General features: G+C 46.1%; 20 protein-coding genes and 1 tRNA gene. 4 read left to right on the plus strand and 17 right to left on the minus strand.

From position 1 onward, the window contains the following. Positions 1–74: 74 nt before the first annotated feature. The 7 genes from cphA to Q9R36_RS04395 form a co-directional block, all read right to left on the minus strand. Complete coding sequence (gene cphA, locus Q9R36_RS04365; RefSeq protein ID WP_253616575.1) at positions 75–2,699, minus strand: cyanophycin synthetase; 2,625 nt, start codon at positions 2,697–2,699, stop codon at positions 75–77. Then, the gene (locus Q9R36_RS04370) at positions 2,696–3,616 is read right to left on the minus strand and encodes a cyanophycinase (RefSeq protein ID WP_253616574.1); all 921 of its coding nucleotides are present in this window, start codon (positions 3,614–3,616) and stop codon (positions 2,696–2,698) included. The genes cphA and Q9R36_RS04370 overlap by 4 nt, the downstream gene beginning before the upstream one ends. Before the next feature lie 91 nt (positions 3,617–3,707). Continuing rightward, a complete protein-coding gene (locus tag Q9R36_RS04375; RefSeq protein WP_094768197.1) occupies positions 3,708–4,706 on the minus strand; it encodes a DUF3231 family protein in 999 nt (332 codons plus the stop codon). 110 nt (positions 4,707–4,816) lie between these two features. Further along, a complete protein-coding gene (locus Q9R36_RS04380; protein ID WP_165352508.1) occupies positions 4,817–4,975 on the minus strand; it encodes a hypothetical protein in 159 nt (52 codons plus the stop codon). A 189-nt stretch (positions 4,976–5,164) separates the two neighbouring features. Beyond that, positions 5,165–6,250: a Ger(x)C family spore germination protein gene (locus tag Q9R36_RS04385; RefSeq protein ID WP_009794185.1), complete on the minus strand. Its 1,086-nt coding sequence runs from the start codon at positions 6,248–6,250 to the stop codon at positions 5,165–5,167. Further along, positions 6,247–7,347 (minus strand): spore germination protein, encoded by a 1,101-nt coding sequence (locus Q9R36_RS04390; RefSeq protein WP_253616573.1) that lies wholly within the window; start codon positions 7,345–7,347, stop codon positions 6,247–6,249. The genes Q9R36_RS04385 and Q9R36_RS04390 overlap by 4 nt, the downstream gene beginning before the upstream one ends. A gap of 16 nt (positions 7,348–7,363) precedes the next feature. Next, entirely contained in the window at positions 7,364–8,710 is a 1,347-nt protein-coding gene (locus tag Q9R36_RS04395) for a spore germination protein (protein WP_009794183.1), read from the minus strand. 144 nt (positions 8,711–8,854) lie between these two features. On the opposite strand from Q9R36_RS04395, the gene Q9R36_RS04400 reads away from it, so the two are divergent. The 4 genes from Q9R36_RS04400 to Q9R36_RS04415 all read left to right on the plus strand — a co-directional run bounded on the left by Q9R36_RS04400 (position 8,855) and on the right by Q9R36_RS04415 (position 9,948). After that, positions 8,855–8,928: transfer RNA gene (locus tag Q9R36_RS04400), tRNA-Arg, on the plus strand. A 201-nt stretch (positions 8,929–9,129) separates the two neighbouring features. Beyond that, a complete protein-coding gene (locus Q9R36_RS04405) occupies positions 9,130–9,249 on the plus strand; it encodes a 3-methyladenine DNA glycosylase (RefSeq protein ID WP_253616572.1) in 120 nt (39 codons plus the stop codon). Between the two features lie 23 nt (positions 9,250–9,272). Beyond that, entirely contained in the window at positions 9,273–9,533 is a 261-nt protein-coding gene (locus Q9R36_RS04410; RefSeq protein WP_009794180.1) for a hypothetical protein, read from the plus strand. Then, positions 9,526–9,948, plus strand: a complete 423-nt coding sequence (locus Q9R36_RS04415; protein WP_009794179.1) for a pyridoxamine 5'-phosphate oxidase family protein — start codon at positions 9,526–9,528, stop codon at positions 9,946–9,948. Before Q9R36_RS04410 ends, Q9R36_RS04415 begins: the two co-directional genes overlap by 8 nt. Positions 9,949–9,994: 46 nt before the next feature. On the opposite strand, the gene Q9R36_RS04420 is transcribed toward Q9R36_RS04415, so the two are convergent. The 10 genes from Q9R36_RS04420 to Q9R36_RS04465 all read right to left on the minus strand — a co-directional run bounded on the left by Q9R36_RS04420 (position 9,995) and on the right by Q9R36_RS04465 (position 20,682). Next, on the minus strand, positions 9,995–10,570 hold the full coding sequence (locus Q9R36_RS04420) for an HAD-IA family hydrolase (protein ID WP_253616571.1): 576 nt from the start codon (positions 10,568–10,570) through the stop codon (positions 9,995–9,997). Next, positions 10,570–12,591, minus strand: a complete 2,022-nt coding sequence (locus tag Q9R36_RS04425) for a putative bifunctional diguanylate cyclase/phosphodiesterase (protein ID WP_253616570.1) — start codon at positions 12,589–12,591, stop codon at positions 10,570–10,572. The genes Q9R36_RS04420 and Q9R36_RS04425 overlap by 1 nt, the downstream gene beginning before the upstream one ends. Positions 12,592–12,749: 158 nt before the next feature. Next, positions 12,750–13,091 (minus strand): Mpo1-like protein, encoded by a 342-nt coding sequence (locus Q9R36_RS04430; RefSeq protein ID WP_101550819.1) that lies wholly within the window; start codon positions 13,089–13,091, stop codon positions 12,750–12,752. Between the two features lie 4 nt (positions 13,092–13,095). Then, positions 13,096–13,911: a serine hydrolase gene (locus tag Q9R36_RS04435; protein WP_101550821.1), complete on the minus strand. Its 816-nt coding sequence runs from the start codon at positions 13,909–13,911 to the stop codon at positions 13,096–13,098. Next, a complete protein-coding gene (locus Q9R36_RS04440) occupies positions 13,908–14,915 on the minus strand; it encodes an ABC transporter ATP-binding protein (RefSeq protein WP_311224635.1) in 1,008 nt (335 codons plus the stop codon). Before Q9R36_RS04440 ends, Q9R36_RS04435 begins: the two co-directional genes overlap by 4 nt. 2 nt (positions 14,916–14,917) lie before the next feature. Then, positions 14,918–15,847, minus strand: coding sequence for a C40 family peptidase (locus Q9R36_RS04445; protein ID WP_311224582.1), 930 nt, complete (start codon positions 15,845–15,847; stop codon positions 14,918–14,920). Beyond that, a complete protein-coding gene (locus Q9R36_RS04450) occupies positions 15,831–16,940 on the minus strand; it encodes a mandelate racemase/muconate lactonizing enzyme family protein (protein ID WP_311224583.1) in 1,110 nt (369 codons plus the stop codon). The genes Q9R36_RS04445 and Q9R36_RS04450 overlap by 17 nt, the downstream gene beginning before the upstream one ends. 12 nt (positions 16,941–16,952) lie before the next feature. Continuing rightward, positions 16,953–17,873: a S66 peptidase family protein gene (locus tag Q9R36_RS04455; RefSeq protein WP_311224584.1), complete on the minus strand. Its 921-nt coding sequence runs from the start codon at positions 17,871–17,873 to the stop codon at positions 16,953–16,955. A 75-nt stretch (positions 17,874–17,948) separates the two neighbouring features. After that, positions 17,949–19,580 carry a peptide ABC transporter substrate-binding protein gene (locus tag Q9R36_RS04460; protein WP_224900304.1) on the minus strand — a complete coding sequence of 544 codons (1,632 nt, stop codon included), beginning with the start codon at positions 19,578–19,580 and terminating at the stop codon, positions 17,949–17,951. Positions 19,581–19,683: 103 nt separating this feature from the next. Further along, a complete protein-coding gene (locus Q9R36_RS04465; protein WP_311224636.1) occupies positions 19,684–20,682 on the minus strand; it encodes an ABC transporter ATP-binding protein in 999 nt (332 codons plus the stop codon).

A 20,682-nucleotide genomic window follows, 5' to 3' on the forward strand; every position in this document is an offset into this window, starting at 1 on the left:
TAAAATGCCCTGAGTTTTGGCCTCTTTCCGCAGAAAAGCCTGCCATCTTTAAGATGGCAGGCCACTCTGTCCTGTCAATCCCCCTGCAGGGCTTGTTCATGTTTCTTAAGATCTTCAATAAAAGAGGACGCCACCTCAAAGTCTTCATATAAAAACAGGAGTGTATCTCCCTCCTGGGACAATGACCAGGCTTTCTGGTAAGCTTCCAGTTCATCAGGGTTTACGAACACTGACTGGCTGTCAATAACCGTGGAAGCAGCTGCTTTCAAAAGAGAGGCAGTTTCAAGGGGCAGTCTTCCTCTCAGGTCTTTATCTTCCTTTATGATGATTAAATCTGAATATCCCGCTGAAATTTCTGCCATCCTGGCAATATCGGAATCCGACCGGTCTCCCGGGGCTGAAAGGATGGTAATCAGCCTTTTGTTTTTTGTATCTGCGGCCGTACCAAAAACAGCAGACAGCCCTGCAGCATTATGGGCATAATCAATGATGATTTCCCGCCCTTGAACAAGGAAAGCATTAAACCTTCCACGGGAATTCCTGGAGTCAGGTGTAAACGATAAAGCCTTTTCCTTGAGTGTTTCAAGACTTACTCCTTGCGCAGCCGCCGCAGCCAGTGCCTGAAGCAGATTGGCTATATTGTGCTTCGCCCTGCCATTGATTGTAACAGGTACATCAGCAGCAGGCAGGAATTCCGCTTTGATGCCTGCTTCCGCGTATACAATCTGTCCCATGCTGTCCAGATACCAAAGAGGCTCGCCCTTCTCCAGAGCCCTTTGGGAACCCTCGCTCTCTTCATTCAGTGATGTATAAATGACTTTCCCTTTCGTGTAAGACGCCATTTTTAAAGTCTCCGGATCATCGGCATTCAAGATGCAATAGCCCCCTTCAATGACTACTTCCGGTATAAGCCTCTTTAATTTTACCAGCTGGGCGAAATCCTCAATCCCATCAAGTCCGAGGTGATCTTCAGAAACATTGGTGACAATGCCTATATCACAATGGCGGAAGGCAAGCCCTTCTCTAAGGATTCCTCCCCTGGCAGACTCAAGCACCGCTATATCGACTTTAGGATGGCTTAATATCTTCCTTGCCGAAATCGGCCCTGAGCAGTCCCCTGTATCGATGCACTGTTCACCGACATAGACGCCATCTGAGCTGGTAAGGCCGACAGTCGTACCTTCCTTTTCGATGAAATGCTTGACGAGCCTTGAGGTTGTGGTTTTCCCGTTAGTTCCTGTTACAGCGATTACCGGGATCGCTGCTTCTTCCCTGCTGGAAAACAAATAGTCAACAATGTCAGCACCGGCGTTTCTGCTCTTTCCTTTTCCAGGGTAAAGATGCATCCGGATCCCAGGGGCAGCATTGACCTCCAGTACACAGGTATCACGCGGATCCAATGGCTTTGCGATATCCTGTGAAATGATATCGACTCCGGCGACATCAAGGCCAATCGAAGCTGCAGCCGCTTCAGCCATTTTCCTGACGGATGGATGTACTTCATCGGTAACATCGATCGCCTGTCCTCCGGTGGAAAGGTTTGCATTTCCTGCTACCGGCAGAACCCTTCCTTTTTCAAGTACATAGCTCTTATTCAAATCCATTTTTTCAAGGAAGCAGTCCAGCGCCTCAGCCATTGGAATTTTGGTCATAGGCTTTTCATGGCCGTTTCCTCTCAGCGGATTTTCATTCTCTTTATCGATCAGCTGCTGAATCGTATCTTTGCCGTTTCCGATGATAAAAGGAGGCACTCTTAAACTTGCAGCCCGCAATTGGTTGTCAACTACAAAGAGGCGGTAGTCGCTTCCTTCATAATGCCTTTCAACAATATACGGCTTGTCTTCCTCATTGAGGCATTTCTGCACAGCATTCAGCTCATCCCAGCTGCTGATGCCTGTTGCCACTCCCTGCCCCTGCCTTCCATGAAGGGGCTTGATTACAAGCGGGAAGCCGACCCTCACTGCAGCTTCAGTTATCCCTTCCAATGTTTCGGCCACTTCCCCTTCTGGTACAGGAATGCCGCTTCCACGAAGCATTTCCTTGGTCATTTCCTTATCACAGGAGGCCTCGACAGCCAAATAAGAGGTCTGGCTCGTAATGGTTGCCTGTACATATTTTTGTTTAGAGCCTGTCCCAAGCCTTAGGAAGCTGTTTTTCCCCACACGTTCAACAGGAATTTTACGTGCTGCAGCGGCCAGATAAATCGACTCTGTGCTCGGGCCAAGCTTATTCTTGTAAAATAAGTCGGCGATCTTCTCAACATAGTGTTTTACCGAAAAGCCTTCCTCGCCCCTGAGGATTTTTTCAGCAATCTCTTTTGCTGACTGAAAGGCGTACAAACCTGATTCCGGCTCTTTGTATTCAAAGACAATAAAATAGATGCCCTTTTTCCCGCTTGTGATTGTTTTTCCATACTTCACTTCGATGCCTGCCAGGGACTGAAGCTCAAGGGCTATATGCTCCAGTACATGGCCCATCCATGTCCCCTCGCGGAGGCGCTCTGCAAAAGCGCCTTTGTATCCCCTTGAGCAGGTATGCTCCCCGAGTGACGGAATGGCCTCCAGCAGAATGTCAGCGAAAAAGGGAAGCTTATTGGTGGGCTGGAACTCCAGCTCTTCGAGATCGATTTCCACCCACATCATCGGTTTATAGCTGAAATAATTAGGACCCTGCAAATATCGTATGCGCTTTACGTTCATCTTTGTCCCTCTTCCCCATTAAGAAGTAATTTTCTATTGCCCAAATCAAATCTGTATCCGCCGGTCAAAGTGTGCAGCTTAAAATCAGACAGCGTCAGTTCCTCGCTTCCGTTGCTTGAAACAGCGGAATTGACGAACTCCCCTTCCTTTCCATCAAAGACGAACACCTGATGCTCGCCGAAGACTTCAAACTGTCCATTTCTGACGAGGATGGCCGTATTTTCATCAATGCCTATCCCCATCAAATCTGTGTTTTCCGCAATGGCTCCCAAAAGCCTGCCAAACCGGGCCCTTTGGGAGAAGTGCTGATCGATGACCAGGTTTTGGAGAAAACCGAAGCCTTCTCCCAATTCTACCTGCAGGACATCATCTGCCGCTTTTGTCTGGGACGACACGATCATAACTTTCCCCATAATGGAGGCGCCTGCACTCGTCCCGGCAATGGGCATCCCCTTTTTCCAGCTGTTATGTAATGCTTCGTATGCCTTTGAACCAAGAATCAGTTCTGCCAGCCTGCCCTGGTCGCCGCCAGTGATAAAAACAGCTGCAAGGCTCTCTATCCTCCGGGCAATTTCCTCCGAATCCGCGTCAGCCCGTGAAGAGATGTCAAGGCAGATCACTTCACCAGCTCCAAGCCTGTTCAGAACCTCTATATATTCACGGCTCACTTCATCAGGGATCCGGGATGCAGTAGGCAGGACCCCGATCGGGCCTGTCCTTGCAGCCGAAATCTCCACAAATTTCTTCAGAATCTCAACTTCATTGCACTTCTCTTCGTTGCCTCCAATGATCAATAAATCCCCAGTCTGCATTCTTTCACCTTTTCCCGTCATGTTTTTGAAGTGATAATGATTTTTAAGACCCTTCTTTGACCCCTGCCTGAACCTCACCCTTCCAGTTTTTTCATTAAATCCCAAGCTTCTATACCCCTGTACGAACCTATATGAAACCGCATCCATTAAAATTTTACAAAATAAAAAAACAGCCCTTTGCAGGGGCCGTTTTCATTCAGATCAATGTATTGCGGTCTTCCATCTGCGGCGGCTCCTCCATCCATCCATTCTTGGCCATGATTCTTCCTCCATCATGTCCATATGTATAGATATCCTTGGCCAGGGCTGCCATTTTCAAAGGCAGGTCATTTCGGAGACTAAAGGCAGTTCCTATCGCATTGCTTCCAAGTCCAAAGCTGCACAAAAGGCTGGTGCAATACAGCATGAGCTTATCAGTGAAAGGGCCTTCAGTCGAAGAGGTCGGATACCCTGCCGAAGTGGATGGGACCTGTATATCGCTATCTGTCAGCTTCTGCCCAAATTCAACAATGATTTTCTGGGAGAGGTCTTTTCCTTTATTGAAGTACTCCCTCACTTCCTGCTTCTTTGCAGTCTGTGCAAATCCAGTGATCATTTGCATCCCGGTCACATTGCTCTCAATGGCATGATATAGATGCGCGACTTCAACTGTGTTCAGGGATCTTTTGTTGCCAAAAAGGTCGTTTCCCTTCATATACCCAGTTCCCTCGGCCATTTCGACATCCTTGGGCATTGTAACGGAAGGCGGACGCGGCAGAAGACCCTTCTTGAGCAGGAACTGCGTAAAGTGCTGATAAAATTCCTGTGTAATCTGTGAAAGGTTTCTGTATAAGGTGATGATATCCTCTCTGTACGCCATGCTGAGATGGAGCGTATGCAGCCCCATGCTGATTTCCTTCATCAGCCTCAAAAAATGAATATCAAAATAAGGCTGATACAGAACCGGGGCATCGGGATTGACATCCTGAGAGGTAAAACCTTTAGGGACGACTGCACCATCTTCTTCAAAAATACGCTCAATCCTTTCTTTATAAGGGGTTACCTGAACCAATAAAGACTGCAGCAGTTCCTTTCCTTCCGGATCCCCGGCATTTTTAATAAAATACGGCAGCATATGAATTATCATTGACTTTTGCTGATATGTCATCCATAAAGTACCTAATTCAGAAGATGAGATTGCCGGCTTGTTTCCCATGAGACCACTCCTTTTATATTGCCTGCATAATAGAATATCGTCTCCAAAAGTCTTTCATGGGATTCACCTTCAAAAAATAAAAGCTGCCTCCGCGGGGCAGCCTGTTTGCCTTATTCAGATTCTTCCTCAGTGCCTTCTTCGGTTTCTGTATCTGCATCTTCATTCTGCTCTGTGTCTGTTTCAGTATCTTCATCTTCTGTACCGCTGCATCCTGTAACTGCCATTGATAGTGTTAGAGCAGCAAACAGCATCAAAAACCATTTTTTCATCTTTTATTCCTCCTCTTTTTTAATGAACCGGTTACAAGCTTATCTTACAAAATTAAAAAAGAAATAAAATAGGATTTGCAGGTTTTTTACCTCTCTTAACCATTTCTTATCCTCGCCTTATAAAATTTACCAAATTTTTAAGAAAAGACTCCTGCCATAGCCCCTTTACTTGCGCCCGAACATGCCAAACTATTCAATGATCCCCGTACCCATGATTTTCGAATCTGCTTTTACTTTAATGTCGATATCAGGATAAATTTCATTCCATCTTTCCCACTCATCCTTCTCAACATGGCTGGCTCTGTAAGCAAGCCCAAACCCCATAGGATCTAGAGACTTCTCCTGAAACTTTTTCAGCAAGTCTTTCACTATCCGTTCAATCTCCTTCTCAAGAAGCTGATTATAAACCTCAAGCTCCTTCTCCGATAGATCGCTTCTTGACTCTTCGATCGTACCTTTAACTGAAATGCCTACTTCCACGGCAGCTTCATTTCCAGATTCAGCAATCTTTATATCAGATTTATAATTGTCGATGGAAACCACAAAAAATTTATCCTTCTCTTTAACAGTAATCTGCTGTTTTTCAAATTCGTGCTTGAGGGCATTAAAAGTTTTTGTCTCGTTCTTTGAAAGCCTTAGTACACGTTTATGATTCATAAATATATCAGCCTGGTTGATTTCAAGGAGGCCGTTTTTCACTTTGACCACCGGGAGCACCGGGCTGATCCCCTTGCTCTTGCTTTCCCTGTAAAACTGGAACAAATACTTGGAAATGGTATAAGGAGACTCAGAACCCTGCAGATCAAAGGAGAGAAAAAGTGTATTGGATGCCAGCCTTTCAGAAGGGGGCTTAATTTTCATCACCTCTTCAGCAGTCGGCTTGCCAATCGCTATCCAGGCTATTTTTTGGATGTCCCTTCTTCTGTAGAACCAATCCATTTCCCTTTTGATGCTGGCATCTGTCAATTGGTCACCAAGCAGGATCACCTTCAGATGCCCAAAGTCAAGTTCCTTATCGACTCTTGATTTGATGATTCTTATCGCCTCTGATATCGTTTCAGAAGTTTCTGTTACAACCACAAAGCGGCTGTCATCCGACCTTGTGTCTGCCGTGGGGATGGCAAGCTTCAATGATACTTTGATCAGATCCCCTCCTTCCTCGGACTTATCTATTCCCATTGTCACAACAAAAAACCGATTATCTATATCCTTGAATCCGCAGCCTCCAACAAACACTAAGAGAACGAAAACAGCCGGCAGCAGCCATTTCTTCATTTGTTTTTCCTCCTGGAGAGCAATATAAACAGGACAACCATAATGTACTCGCTCGGCATGCGGATGTTCATCCACCATATTGTAAAGACAGACATATTCTCTTCATTGACAAGAAAAACGCCAATAAAAAACAATGCAGCAAACAGCATCAGCGGAAAATTTGTTAAAAGTGCACCCAGTTTAGTTTTATTCTTATGCATTTTAAGCAGGAAGACACTTTTAACCAGTGCCTGGGCTACATGCCAGTGAACCACAACATTCATCAGCGAGATTCCTATGTAGATCAGGATGAAAATGTAGAATGCCCTTTCAACAAAGGCTAGCTCCATTCTGACTGCATCAGCACTCGACAGCCAGGGATATTCCAGATCGCCCACTCCTTCAAACCCAAAAGTGCCAATTGGAACGAAGTACGTGGTTGCTAGCACTGCTGCTCCTGCAGGCAGGGTCAGCAGAAAGAAGCGCGGCTTTACCTTCCCCTTCATGACTACATTGAAGATGACTAAATTTGCGTATCCGGAAAAGACATATGTTGCAGCAGATACTGACTTCCAGGTCGGCATTTGCCACAGGTGTGTCGCTCCCTCTTTAATGTCCAGCCAGCTCAGCGATCCGCTGAGATAAATTTTAACAAGAAGCAGCACAGCAAGCGGCCCGTTCAGAATGAGGATGATTTCCAGGAGGTACAGCACCTTTTCTGGCTTAGAAGAAGCCGCCCATACAACAAATAGCAGAAAGAAAAGCGCTATCTGCCATTTCTCCATGTCAGGATTGATAAATCTTTCTGTAATGTCCGTAAAAGCGTAAAGTGTGATCAGGCCAGATGCCAGCCAAATGACGGCCAGATATAGGATAAGCGGCTTCCCTGCCCAGCCGGGGATGAAAGAGTTCTTTAGAATCTGCGGCAGACTTTTTCCTTCAAATCTGCCCATTGCCCTTGAAAAGAAATAAGCTCCGATCACGCCAAGAGGCAAAGCAGCCGCCATGGACATCACCGCTCCGCCAGTACGTTCCTCAATCAGCATCTTTGGAACAAAAACGATGATATTGGCAAGCATATTTAACAAAATCAGATAATAAAAATAACGGCTAGTCATTCGGACCTCCTCGCTTCTACTGTTTGCTGCCTTCGCCAAAAAACATTTTCAGATACGGCTTTCCGAAGCTGTCCAATCGTACGAGGAATAGAAGCAGGCCCATCAGGCCAATCACCAGGCCAATCATGCCGGTCATGGCAGCCAAAAGAAGGATGACATATTTCATGACCCTCATCGAGAAGCTCATTTCATTGATTGGAATCACAAAATTGGAAATGGCCACAGCTGAGACGATGATAATCATGATGTTGGACACCAGCCCTGCCTCCGTTGCAGCCTGTCCCAGAATCAATCCTCCAACCGTCGTTGCTGTCGAGCCGATCGATTTAGGGAGCCTGATGGATGCTTCTGTCAGCAGCTCCATCATAATCAGCATGAACAGCACCTCCAGATAGGAGGGATAAGGGACTGATGACCGGCTCCCCGCAATTCCCAGTGCAAGCTGGACCTGGAAGACTTCAGGGTTATAAGAAGTAATGGCCACGTAAAGTCCAGGGAGCAGCAGACTTATAAACAGGCCCAGATACCGCAGGGTGATCAGAAATCTAGAAACCCAATAAGGCTGATACAGGTCTTCCATAGAGCTCATAAAGTCGAAAAAAACGGCCGGCAGAATCAGGCCGAAAGGAGATCCTTCAATAAGGATGACTATCTTTCCCTGTGCAAGATTAAGGGCTATGCGATCAGTCCTCTCAGTGATCATGAACACAGGAAAGAGCGTTTTTTCCCGCGGCGTCAGCATTCTATGGATTTCCCCTGCTGACTGGACGATTTTCTGTGAAGCTTTGATGCTTTCTATTTTATCTTTTACCCCCTGCAGGATGTCTGCCTCAATCTTTTCCTTGTCATAGAGAAGCAGAAGGCCCAGCCCGGAAACAGAACCTATTTCATTTTCTTCCACCGTCAGGCTTGTCTTATGATAGCGGTGGCGGATGATATTTAGATTTGTACCCAGGTCTTCGCTCAATGCAGTCTGTGGTCCCTGGATGGTTGTTTCGACTGTTGCGTCCTTGACTCCCTGGCTTATATATTTCTTTAGCTGCAGAACATAAAAAGTTTCCCTGAATAAGAGGATCGCCGAGCCCCTCATCAAATCCTTCAGAGCCTGCCCTCTGTCCTCAAGCTCACTGATACCGGACAGTGAACAAATATATTTTTTATATCCTGTTTCATCCTGCAGCTGGAAAAAAGGCTTTACAAGCTGCTCCTGGATTTTGTCAGTATCGCATATACTTTTTATATAAAATAAATAGACAGAAAAACTCGCCCCTTTTAGCTCCTGAACGGCTGTATCTGATGCATGGCCAGCCTTCTCCTTTAAAAAACGGAGGAGCTCTTCCCTTTTATTGCCGCCCTTGAACATCTCTTCACCAACCTACTTAAGAAATATCCACTATTGTCCCACTGCAAGGAAAATTCATGCAGAAAAAGCCTTTCAAAAAAAAACAGGATTTTTTTTCGATCATTATTGACCAACAGAGAAAAAGGTTATATAATAAATAACGTTGTCCCAGTAGCTCAGCAGGATAGAGCAACAGTTTCCTAAACTGTAGGTCGGGAGTTCGAATCTCTTCTGGGACGTATATAGTGAAAATGCCCGCTGCATATGCAGCGGGCATTTTTTATTGCTACTGAAAAAAAATCAGCCTGTTCGTTCTGAGGAAATATATCATTTTGCACCCCTCCCCCTCCCGTCAGCTGCACATTGAAATTCTCCTCCCGGTTTTTCACTTCTGAAAAAGGGTAATGTACTATTACACAATCATCAAGGAGGTTATATTCATGGGTGAAACAAATAAACACCAGGACAATGACTCAATTGAACAGGAAAAGAAGAAAGAACACAACAAAGATATCGAACCGCAAAGAGAAGGCTCCAAAACAGAAAAGAACCAAAAATAATCTCGTATAAGAGGTGATTTCGCATGGCAGGCGAAAAAGACGGAAAATACGAACAGCAGGATATGGACAACCCTGAACAATTTAAAACCGACAAAGAAAGCATCTACGATAAATTCAAGGAAGAGCAGAATGTTGATACCATTCCTCTTGAGGACTTAAAGCAGGAGCAGCACGAGGAGAAGATGGGGAGGAACACGAAAGATAATTCCTCCAGTGAAGAAAAGTATAATGCAGACTTCGAAACGATTGATAAAGATAAAATAGGAGGGGATTCTTATGACTAATAATGATGTGAAAGAAAAAGTGCTTAAAATCTTGGAAGATAATAAAATAGGAACGCTTGCGACTGTAAAAAGCAATAAGCCGCATACACGCTATATGACATTTTTCAATGATGAGCTGAAGCTTTATACTGCAACAAGCAAAGAGACCGATAAAACGGAAGAAATTGAAGAAAATCCGAATGTGCATATACTTATCGGATATGATGGCGAAGGGCTGGGAGATGCTTATCTCGAGATCGAAGGAAGGGCCTCTGTAAATGCTTCTGAAGAGCTTAAGGAAAAGGTCTGGAATGATCATTTAAAGCCATGGTTTGACGGTCCGAATGACCCGAATTATATCGTCCTTGAAATACAGCCGACAGACGTCAGGGTAATGAACAGCAAAGACAGCTCTTTTGAAGCTCTAGAATTATAATCTAATGAAATAGAAAGCAGGCAGCTATGCTGCCTGCTTTCTGTTTTCATTTAAATGCTTCCCATCCAATAACAGTCTCAAAATCTTCATAACGCGGCAAATAATAATCCGCGCCAGGTGTAGTATTCTGGAAAAGGCAGGTCCTGATGCCCAGCTCCTTCGCCGGAAGAATATCGAGTTCCCTGTCACCGATGGCAAGATCAATGCTGTTTTTGCCATGCAGATATTCATAAGAAGCTTTATGCGGCTTCCTGGGATATCCATCATCTCCGGCGACAAGATCGGCAAATAAAGAGGACATATTGTGATGCTCCAGGATGGCCAGCGCATCCTCCCTCTCTTTATGTGTCATGATGACATTGCACCCGGCCCTTTTCAGCACATCCTTCACTCCTGGAAATGGCTGAAGATCCTGCGGCTTCAGACTTCTTGCCATCTTTCTTATATAGGAAATCTGCTCTTCCTTCAGGTTGTAATGGGTAAAGGCATGGGTAAAAGAAATCTTTAATTGAGACAGGATCTCTTCATGTTCTGCCTCTTCTCCAAGCACATCCTTCAGAATCCGTGTATAAGCGGGATATGTATCAAAAAGTGTACCGTCAAAGTCCCATAGAATATTCATTACTGCTCCTTTCCGGCTATTGCTTTGCTGCCGGCATTGATTATATTCATAATCTGCTCAATCGGCTTTGGCCTGGAGAAGTAGAAGCCCTGCGCCTCATCACATCCGATTTCCATCAGGAATGACAGCTGCTCCGGGGTTTCAACGCCCTCGGCAGTGATTTGCATGCCAAGATGCTTGCCCATCGATACAATGGAAGCGACCAAAGCTTTATTATGTTCATCACTTTCCATCTGCTGAATAAAGGTTTTGTCTATTTTAAGCCGCTGGATCTGCAGCTCCTGGAGGTTGCTCAGCGAATTATATCCTGTCCCGAAATCATCGACGCTCAGCATCAGCCCAAGGTCAAGCAGCTGCATAAAAGCATCCCCTGCCGAATAGGCATCATTCATGGCCACCCTTTCTGTTATTTCAAGCTCAAGGAACTTCGGATCCAGGCCGGTTTCGTTTAAGATGCCCGAGACAGTTTCCACAATATCTTTTTGCAGGAGCTGCTTGATCGAGAAATTCACAGAAATGATATATTGCCTGCCATATTTTTCGTTAATAGCGGAAATTTCTCTGCACGCCTGCCGCAGGACCCAGCTCCCTATCTCGGATATGGAGCCTGATTCCTCAGCTATCGGGATAAATTCAGCCGGGGGAATAAAGCCGATTGAAGGATGCTTCCATCTCAGAAGCGCTTCAAATCCATTCACTGATTGATCGGATACTCTGATCTTCGGCTGAAAGTGTACCTCCAATTCATCCCGCACCAGTGCATGCTTTAAATCTTCTTTTAACGTCATCTTGCGGATGATGCTCTCATCCAGCTCAAGCGTAAAGATAAAATATGTATTTCTCCCTTTATCTTTGGAATTGTACATAGCTATATCCGCCTTTTTCATGATGTCATTAACATCTTTCCCATGCGTTGGATATAAGGCTATCCCGATGCTTGTTGTAATCACGATCTCGTGTTCAAGAATCTGGACAGGCTCTACAACCTTTTCAATCAGATCTGCTGAAAAATCATCCAGCTGCAGATTTTCCTTAACTGGCTTCAAAATGATGAACTCATCACCGCCAAGCCTGCCCACAATATCCTCGCTGCCACAATTCTCTTTCAGCCTGGATGCAATTTTTTTGAGCAGATCATCACCGATATTATGGCCGAGAAGATCATTGACATGCTTGAAATGATCCAGATCGATAAAAACAACCGCAAACTGGATATCCTCTGCCATCCACTCCTCAATCGACTGCATGACCTTTCTCCTGTTTGGAAGCCCCGTCAATGTATCGTGATAGGCAAGGTGATTAAGGTGTTTATTGCTTTCAACCAATTCCTGTTCTTTCCGGTTATACTGCTTCTCCCCGTAAACTGTCGTCACACCGAGGAGCAGCAGGATGGAGAGCACTTCTGTAAAAAATAAGCTGTTATCCCCGCTGCTGTTCAAACTCCTGATAATCTCAATGGTGCTCCCTACAAATGTATAAGCTAGCAGCAGCGCTCCAAAGGAGAGAAACCAGAAAGGCACTTTTTGCTTATTGAATACTTTATCAATATAAATCTGCTGCACAAACCGGAAGCATAGGAACAATGAAATAATGAAGAATAAGCTGGCAATGAGAATATGCTCAGTGCTGACAACTAATGAAGGATTTATTTTTCTGACAAAATAAACATCTATGCCAATTGTCAATCCAACAAAGAAAACACACAGCACCAGATTCTTGAGCGACATTTCCCGGTCATCTTTAACTCCAGCAAATTGAAAAAGAACCATATAAACAGCGAACTGGCACAGAAAAATCGCCAGGCTATTCAGTGTGAATGCATCTGCAGGTTCGATAAATCCGTAAATGCTTAATAAGGTCATCAGTTGCAGCCATACATAAAAGGAGCTGGATAGCGGAAGAAGCAATGTCTGGGAGTACTTTTGTTTTTGATAGATATATCTGCTTCCCAGGAAAACGGAAGAAAAAAAGATAAAAGCCAGCAGCACCATGGCGGCCGCAGAAATAATGTAGCTATTCACAATGATGTCCACCTGTCCTAGTCTATTATTATCAGGAAAAAATTACTATATACCTATGATTATATTACTATCCCTCCCCTTATAGTGTCAAAAAACAGTATGCGGAGTACTGAGAATGAAAGAAGCATCCCAGCGGCTGAGGATGCTTTTCTGACAGTCTATTTTTCTGCTGAATATTGTTCAGGCAGATTGTCGATTTCCCTTGAAAGACTTCCAGTTAAAATATAGAAATACATTTGGAAGTCAGCCCGAAGCGACCAGAGTGGATGTCCAAAAGTTGCCGGCTTATTTCCTTCAATAAAGAAATGGGAGAACCAGGCAAACCCATAAGCAATGACCGGCGCCAGAATGATAAACCAGACATTTAAATAAATGATGGCAAGAGCAATACAGATATATACAAAAGTAGTGCCGATGAAATGCCATGTCCTAGTGGATTTTTTGCTGTGCTGCGAAAGGTAAAAAGGCCAGAACTCATTATAATTCTTAAACTCTTTCATAAATTCACCTCATTTCTGTTTCCGGAAGGCAAAGAAACTCAGATAACCGGCTCCCAATCAGCCTGATTGCATGGTTTCCTTCTTCCGGGCTTGAGAGACCTTCGATCAGGACGGCAGCATATAAAACATCCCGGCCTGAAGCAAAGATGGCGCAATCATGCTCTATTCCAGGCAGCTCCCCGGTTTTATTGGCAATCTTCAGCTCCTTGCATGCAAGGGCCGGCAGCTTTTCTCTGAATTGCTGCGCTTCCATTATATCTAGCATCTTGCTGCGGTTCTTTTCGGAAAATAATTCACCATCTTTTATTGCTCTCAGGCATTTAACCATATCCGCGGCAGTGGTAAAATTGTCAATACCTTTTGCTGCGGCTTCAAAGTCCATCATTTTTCTGCCCAGTACAGTTGTTTGAAGACCCAGTCCATGCATTCTATCATTAATATTTTTCTTGCCCAGCAATTTTATCAGCAGATTGGCAGCTGTATTGTCTGAGACTATAATCATCAAGGTTATACAGTCCAGAATGCTTAGGGAAGCTGTTACTGAAAGAGATTGAATGATACCGGCCCCTCCGGCCTTTTCAATCCCGCCAATACGCACCTGCTCATTGAGATCCAGGACGCCCTCCTCTGCCTGAAAGAAAGCTTCCATCATGATCGGGATTTTGATGAGGCTGGCTGCAGGATATTTCCGCCCGCTGTTCATATGGATTGCCCTCTCACCGTACTCTACTGCCAGACTGGCATTACCCGGACATTGTCTGAGGATATCAGCCAGCCTCTTTTCAAGTTGATTGATATTTTCAGAGAGCAGCCCGGTCATTTAGATGCTGCTGCCTGGGAGCTGTCATGATTTCCGGTCAGATTGGGATCGTATAAATGGCAGGTAACAAACCTTGATTTCTCCGCCTCCTGCCAGACAGGCGTTTTTTCTGCACAAATATCCATGCTGTGAGGGCATCTTGTCCGGAATACACAGCCGCTTGGGGGATCAATAGGACTTGGCAGCTCGCCCTGCAGGATGATTCTTTCCCTCTGATCCTCAACATCCGGATCAGGGATCGGAATGGCTGAAAGCAAAGCCCGTGTATAAGGATGAAGCGGGTTCCGGTATAATTCCTTACTGGTTGTGAGCTCCATCATATGCCCCAGATACATAACGCCGATCCGGTCGCTTATCTGCTTGACCATGGACAGGTCGTGGGCGATGAATAAGTATGTCAGCCCTTTTTCTTTCTGAAGTTTTTTGAGGAGGTTCACCACCTGGGCCTGGACTGAAACATCCAGTGCTGATATCGGTTCATCCGCTATAATGAATTCAGGCTCCAGTGCAAGAGCCCTCGCAATTCCGATCCTTTGTCTTTGTCCCCCGCTGAATTCATGCGGATATCTTCCGGCGTGCTCTCTATTCAGTCCAACATCCTCCAGAAGCTGATAGATTTTCTCCATCCGCTCCTGTTTATTGCGAAACAAGCCATGCACTTCCATCGGCTCCGCAATGATCTCACTCACTGTCGACCTGGGATTAAGTGAAGCATAGGGATCCTGAAAAATCATCTGCATCTGCTTGTGAAAAGAGAAGCGCTCTCTGTTTGTCATGCTGTGGACATTTCTCCCATTAAAGATGACTTCCCCTTCTGTGCTGTCATAAAGCCCGATGATCGTCCTGCCGGCAGTCGATTTGCCGCAGCCTGATTCACCGACAATCCCGAGGGTTTCTCCCTTTTTTATATTAAATGAGATGCCGTCTACAGCTTTTAATATCTCACCTTTTCCCAGCGCAAAATGTTTTTTAAGATTCTTTACCTCAAGTATGCTGTCCGGCATGATCAACCTTCTCCCTCCTGCCAATAACGGCGTGCTGCACATAGTTCCTTTTCATAGATGGTGTCTTTAAGCGGGATAATTTCGATTGTTTTCCCTGTATTTGGCGAATGGAGCAGCTTGCCGTCTCCATAGAAGATTCCCACATGGTGAATGCTGCCCTTTCCTTCCTGGTAGGCAAAAAACAGCAGGTCGCCCGGCTGGATTTCAGCCAAATCCACTTCAGTTCCGTGCCGTGCCTGTTCATGCGCATCCCTTGGAATGATATAGCCGTTTGCCTTGCACATCGTATAGCTGAATCCTGAGCAGTCAAATCCCCAGCTGCTCATGCCTCCCCACAGGTAAGGCAAGCCAAGGAAGCGTTCCCCTTCGGATACAATTCCCGCTCCATTCCCTTTCCGCCTCCATTCCAAAGAAGGATGAAGGATTACATCCCCCTGCCGAAGAAGTCCGTACCCTTCAGGGATTCTTACTTTAAGCCATTCATCAGATTTCTCAACCGCTGGGAGGACAGTTTCAAAGCTAAGTTCCATCAAAGGCTTCTCTTCCTCTGAATACAATACAGCTTTTTTCGAGCTGATGGCTGCAACAGGGCCTTTTTTGATATTCCATTCATTCAGTTTCATCAGCTGGTTTTTTGGCATCCAGCCAGGATAGCCTCTTTCATTTTTTCCTGAAGGCTGGCTAAGGATTATGACACTCGCCCACGGTCCATCTTCTTCCAGCAGGATAACCTCCTGGCCAAACAGTGCTTGGGTTTGGATCCTGTTTTCATTGCAAAGTGCAAGCCTGGTTTCGTATGTCAGGCCAGCCAGCCACCCCTCCATGTCCGGCCCGCCGGAAACCGCTTTTCCATCGATTTCCCTGGCCGATTCAGGGGAGGTCCAAATTGTTGCCACTGGTACATTGACCAGCCACTTATGCTGAATTCCCACTTGAAATTCCTCCTTCTGAATAAACTTCCCTGATGCCAAGCCCTGCCGCATCAGGGAAAGTGATTTTCCTTCCGCTGTAGCTGATTCCGCCCTCGACCATATCTTTGGCCAGCATTAGAGGAGCATCAAAATCAAATCGGGTGATATTTTTTTTGCTCGCAGCAAAATGTGCCGCAGCACTGATGCCTATCTTTGTTTCAATCATGCTTCCTACCATGCATTCAACACCGCAGGTTTCAGCCAGCTGGTTGATGGCCTGAGCCTGGAAAATCCCCCCGGCCTTCATTAATTTTATATTGATCAGATCCGCACTCCTCGAACAGAGCACCTGGAGCGCCTGCTTCGGGGTGAACACACTTTCGTCCGCCATAATAAGTGTTTCGACGGAATCTGTCACTTGTTTGAGCCCTTCGATGTCATCAGCGGGAACCGGCTGTTCGACCAGCTCAATGTCCAGGAGGCTGTCCTCCATTTTTCTGATGGCCCTCACCGCATCCTTTGCCTGCCATCCCTGATTCGCATCAAGCCTGATTTTCACCTTATTGCCGACACGCCTTCTGATTTCCTTTATTCGGCTGATGTCTGTCATGATATCATCTTTGCCGACCTTAACCTTCAGCACATTAAATCCCTGATCTATATAAGAAGCAGCATCATCGCCCATTTCTTCAGGATTGTTCACGCTCACTGTATAGTCAGTCTCGATTTCACTTTTTGCACCGCCAAGGAATTGATATAGCGGAAGCCTGCAGTGCTTGGAAAGGCAGTCATATAAAGCCATATCCACCGCAGCTTTAGCACTTGAATTTCCAACCATCAACGTCTTTATTGCCTGGAAAATAGTTTCATAGTTCAGAAGGCTTTTGCCGACAAGATAAGGCTTGAACACATGGTGGATGGCCGATTCAATGCTCATTAGGCTGTCCCCGGTGATGACGACTGTCGGAGGAGCTTCGCCCCAGCCTTCAATGCCGTTGTCGCATACGATTTTGATGACTACAGATTCCGCTGTAGTCACAGTCCTTAAGGCAGTCTTAAACGGCTTGATTAACGGGATGGCAACCCTGAAGGTTTCAATTCGCTCAATTTTCATCCTTGCACCTCTTTAGCGTACGCCACTTTCGACATACAATTGTTTTTCCGTTGTATCGAGCACTGCATCCGCTCCGAGCGGAACAGAGAAGTGCGGGGAGCAATGGCCGATTTTAAATCCTTTCATGGCTGGCCTGCCCGCTTTAATCAAATAGTGATCAAGAACTTCATCAAGGGATAGGCTTAGGTCGCGCTGCGGTTCACATTTGTTAAAGTCCCCTACGACTACGCCGGCTGCTTCAGATAATTTACCTGCCATCAGCAGCTGATTAAGCATCCGGTCAACTGAGCGCGGTTCTTCATTGATATCCTCGATGAGCAGAAGCTTCCCTTTCACATCAATCTCATAAGAAGTTCCCAGCGTACTCGCGATCAAGCAGAGATTGCCTCCGGTCAAGGGACCTTCTGCCCTTCCTTCCACCACTGCTGACAGAGGCGAAAGCTCTTCAGTGTATAAGGAATCTGCGGGCTGGAAAAGCTGGCTGAAATACTGTTTGGACAATGGGTGGGCGTCCGCCTTTCCGATATCGGAAGCAAGCATCGGACCGTGAAAGGTGATAAGCCCGGTTTTCTGCCTTATGCTCGTATGAAGGAAGGTGATATCACTGTAGCCCCAGAATATTTTAGGATTAGCCTTAATAAGGCCATAGTCCAGGTCAGCTGCAATCCTGGCAGTTCCGTATCCACCGCCTGCACAAATGACCGCTTTGATCTCCTTGTCTTCAAACATATCATGCAAATCCTCGAGCCTCTCTTTGTCTGAGCCAGCCAGGTAGCCATTTATTTTCCTGACAGATTTTCCTTCACGGACTTCCAATCCCAGCTCCTTAAGAAAATCAATGCCCCTATCAAGGCTTTGGACGTCAGGCGGGCTGGCCGGTGATACTACACCGACAGCATCCCCTTTTTTCAAAAGTCCCGGCTTTATTTTCATTTCATATGCCCCTTTCCGTATGCGCTGCAGTTTGCCAGTAAAAAGGGATGTTCAGCAGAACACCCCTTTTCAATGCTATTCTTTGTCAGCCCATTTTAATTCCAGATATCCGACTGGGTGGCGGACGATACCTGACACAGCTTCATTTTGCAGGTAAACCTGGTTATAGAAATGCAGTGAGAAAATGGGCGACTCGTTATAAAGGATTTTTTCTGCTTCGTACATCATGTCATAGCGTTTCGCTTCATCGGCTTCATTTTTCGCACCTTGGATCAGCTTATCGAACTCGGCATTGCTCCAGCCAGTCCGGTTCATTGAGTGGCCGGTCTGGAAGTTCTCCAGGAAGTTGATCGGATCGGCATAATCAGCAAGGAAAGAGCTTCTGGAAAGCTGCAGATTCAGCGCCTTCTGTTCAGTCGCAAATACATTCGCTTCCATATTTGCAAGCTTCACATCGACTCCAAGGTTTTCTTTAAGCATCTGCTGAAGGGCTTCGGCAATCTTTTTATGCACATCATTCGTGCTGTATGTCAGAGTCACCTCAGGCAGCTCGCTGTAGCCTTCCTCTTCCATTCCCTTCTTCAGCAGCTCTTTTGCCTGCTCGGCATCCGTTTTAACAAGGTCACCGTTCACCTCGCGGAAATCATTTCCGGAAGGATCCTTAAACCCCGGAGGAACAAATCCATAGGCCGGCTGCTCCTGGTTCTTGGTCACAAATTCAACGATCTGCTCCTGGTCCACCGCCATGGCGAAAGCTTTCCTGATGTTCACATTCTGGAATGGCTCTTTATTCACATTAAAGCGGTAGAAATATTGGCCGGCCTGGTCTTCGACCTGGACCTTGCCTTCTTCAAAGAGCTGCTCGCTCAGGTCTGCCGGTACATCTGAAGTATCCAGCTCCCCTTTTTGATACATCTGGTACTCGGTGTTCGTGTCATTCACCATCGCCCAGTGCACTTTATCAAGTTTTACATTTTCTGCATCCCAATATTCTTCATTTTTCTCCATGACCATATTTGTGTCATGCTCCCATTCAGTCAGCTTGAACGGGCCATTCCCGACAAACGTGTCAGCTTCTGCAAACCATTCCGGATTTTCCGTCGCTGTCTTTTCATTTACCGGGAAAAATGCGGGATTGGCAATGATGTTTAAAAAGTAAGCCTGCGGGCTTGTCAGAGTCACTTCGAATGTTTTATCATCAACGGCTTTTACTTTCACTTCTTCTGCCGAGCCTTCTCCTGTGTTAAAGGCTTCCCCGCCCTCAATGAAATAGCCAAGGAAGGCCGCCGGAGAACCTGTATCCGGATCAAGCAGGCGTTTCCAGGCATAAACAAAATCACCTGCTGTCACATCATCCCCGTTAGACCATTTTGCATTATCGCGAATATGGAATGTGTATGTTTTGCCATCTTCTGAAACATCCCATTTCTCTGCCGCGGCAGGTTCAGCTTCATGCTCCTTGCCGAGCCTTGTCAGACCTTCCATGATATTATTCAGTGAGTTCCAGGAAACGGCATCAAAGCCGATTGGAGGGTCAAAGGATGTTGGTTCTACACCGTTATTTAAGTAAAGCACCTTTTCACTTTCGCTATCCCCGCTATCCTTGCCCTCATCTGAAGGTTCGCTTCCTGTATCCGAATTGGCTGTACAGGCTGCCATGACGAATACAAGCGACATTGCCAAAAACAACATGAAAAACTTTTTCATTTTTCTCCCCCTCATTCTATTTTCATCTATCAATGCAGATCCTTGAGAACCTGCATCTGGATAATTCCGCCTTCCTTCCGGCCCCGCCGGAATGCGGGCGACGCTATCTTACACGTGTCAGCAGTTTTTTAGCACGCTCATCCTGCAGCCAGCAGTCCACATAATGCTCACTGCTCAAACGGCTTTCAAACGGATAGACTTTTTCACAAACTTTCATTGCATAATCACATCTCGCTGCAAAAGGACAGCCCTGCGGCGGAGCAAACAAATCTGGGGGCGAACCCGGTATCGGCACAAGCTCCCCTTCCTCAGAATCAAGCCGGGGCACCGAGTTCAGCAGCCCCTTTGTATAAGGATGCTGAGGACTATAGAAGATCTCCCTCCTTGTGCCTGCCTCAACGATTTTCCCGGCATACATGACTGCGACACGGTCAGCTACCTGTGCTACCACACCAAGGTCATGTGTGATCAATATAATGGAGACACCTGTCTTTTGCTGGATTTCCTTAAACAAATCAAGTATCTGTGCCTGAATGGTAACATCCAGGGCGGTCGTCGGCTCATCCGCAATTAAAATTTCCGGCTCGCAGACAAGGGCCATCGCAATGACGATTCTCTGCCTCATGCCGCCGCTGAATTGGTGCGGGTATTGCTTGAGCCTTGATTCAGGACTGGGAATCCCCACCAGCTTAAGCATTTCCAGGGCCTTTTTCTTAGCCTGGTCTTTGGATACGGACTGATGCTGGCGGATTCCTTCAATGATCTGTTCCCCTACAGTAATCGTCGGATTAAGGGCCGTCATGGGATCCTGAAAAATCATGGATATGTCCGATCCCCGTATCTTCCGCATCTCTGCCTCTTTCAGCCGGGTCAGATCCCGGCCATTGAACAGGATTGACCCCTCTGCGATTCTTCCAGGCGGGGAAGGGATCAGCTTCATGATGCTCTGGGAAGTGACGCTTTTGCCGCTTCCCGATTCGCCGACTATAGCCAGGGTCTCCCCTTTGTATAAATCAAATTCCACACCGCGGACTGCTTTTACTTCTCCGCCATAGGTGGAAAAGGATACATGCAAATTTTTAATTTCCAACACTTTTTCCAT

The organism is Bacillus sp. AG4(2022) (genome assembly GCF_031844465.1).
In the GTDB taxonomy this organism is placed as follows: Bacteria; Bacillota; Bacilli; order Bacillales; family Cytobacillaceae; genus Bacillus_AB; species Bacillus_AB infantis.

What these genes read in the sequence shown, in the direction of transcription:
- cphA (WP_253616575.1), bottom strand. Translation starts at nt 2,699, where the DNA reads ATGAACGTAAAGCGCATACGATATTTGCAGGGTCCTAATTATTTCAGC.
- Q9R36_RS04460 (WP_224900304.1), bottom strand. Translation starts at nt 19,580, where the DNA reads ATGAAAAAGTTTTTCATGTTGTTTTTGGCAATGTCGCTTGTATTCGTC.
- Q9R36_RS04455 (WP_311224584.1), bottom strand. Translation starts at nt 17,873, where the DNA reads ATGAAAATAAAGCCGGGACTTTTGAAAAAAGGGGATGCTGTCGGTGTA.
- Q9R36_RS04440 (WP_311224635.1), bottom strand. Translation starts at nt 14,915, where the DNA reads ATGCCGGACAGCATACTTGAGGTAAAGAATCTTAAAAAACATTTTGCG.
- Q9R36_RS04380 (WP_165352508.1), bottom strand. Translation starts at nt 4,975, where the DNA reads ATGAAAAAATGGTTTTTGATGCTGTTTGCTGCTCTAACACTATCAATG.
- Q9R36_RS04450 (WP_311224583.1), bottom strand. Translation starts at nt 16,940, where the DNA reads ATGAAAATTGAGCGAATTGAAACCTTCAGGGTTGCCATCCCGTTAATC.
- Q9R36_RS04430 (WP_101550819.1), bottom strand. Translation starts at nt 13,091, where the DNA reads ATGAAAGAGTTTAAGAATTATAATGAGTTCTGGCCTTTTTACCTTTCG.
- Q9R36_RS04385 (WP_009794185.1), bottom strand. Translation starts at nt 6,250, where the DNA reads ATGAAGAAATGGCTGCTGCCGGCTGTTTTCGTTCTCTTAGTGTTTGTT.
- Q9R36_RS04465 (WP_311224636.1), bottom strand. Translation starts at nt 20,682, where the DNA reads ATGGAAAAAGTGTTGGAAATTAAAAATTTGCATGTATCCTTTTCCACC.
- Q9R36_RS04375 (WP_094768197.1), bottom strand. Translation starts at nt 4,706, where the DNA reads ATGGGAAACAAGCCGGCAATCTCATCTTCTGAATTAGGTACTTTATGG.
- Q9R36_RS04420 (WP_253616571.1), bottom strand. Translation starts at nt 10,570, where the DNA reads ATGAATATTCTATGGGACTTTGACGGTACACTTTTTGATACATATCCC.
- Q9R36_RS04415 (WP_009794179.1), top strand. Translation starts at nt 9,526, where the DNA reads ATGACTAATAATGATGTGAAAGAAAAAGTGCTTAAAATCTTGGAAGAT.
- Q9R36_RS04395 (WP_009794183.1), bottom strand. Translation starts at nt 8,710, where the DNA reads ATGTTCAAGGGCGGCAATAAAAGGGAAGAGCTCCTCCGTTTTTTAAAG.
- Q9R36_RS04410 (WP_009794180.1), top strand. Translation starts at nt 9,273, where the DNA reads ATGGCAGGCGAAAAAGACGGAAAATACGAACAGCAGGATATGGACAAC.
- Q9R36_RS04405 (WP_253616572.1), top strand. Translation starts at nt 9,130, where the DNA reads ATGGGTGAAACAAATAAACACCAGGACAATGACTCAATTGAACAGGAA.
- Q9R36_RS04435 (WP_101550821.1), bottom strand. Translation starts at nt 13,911, where the DNA reads ATGACCGGGCTGCTCTCTGAAAATATCAATCAACTTGAAAAGAGGCTG.
- Q9R36_RS04390 (WP_253616573.1), bottom strand. Translation starts at nt 7,347, where the DNA reads ATGACTAGCCGTTATTTTTATTATCTGATTTTGTTAAATATGCTTGCC.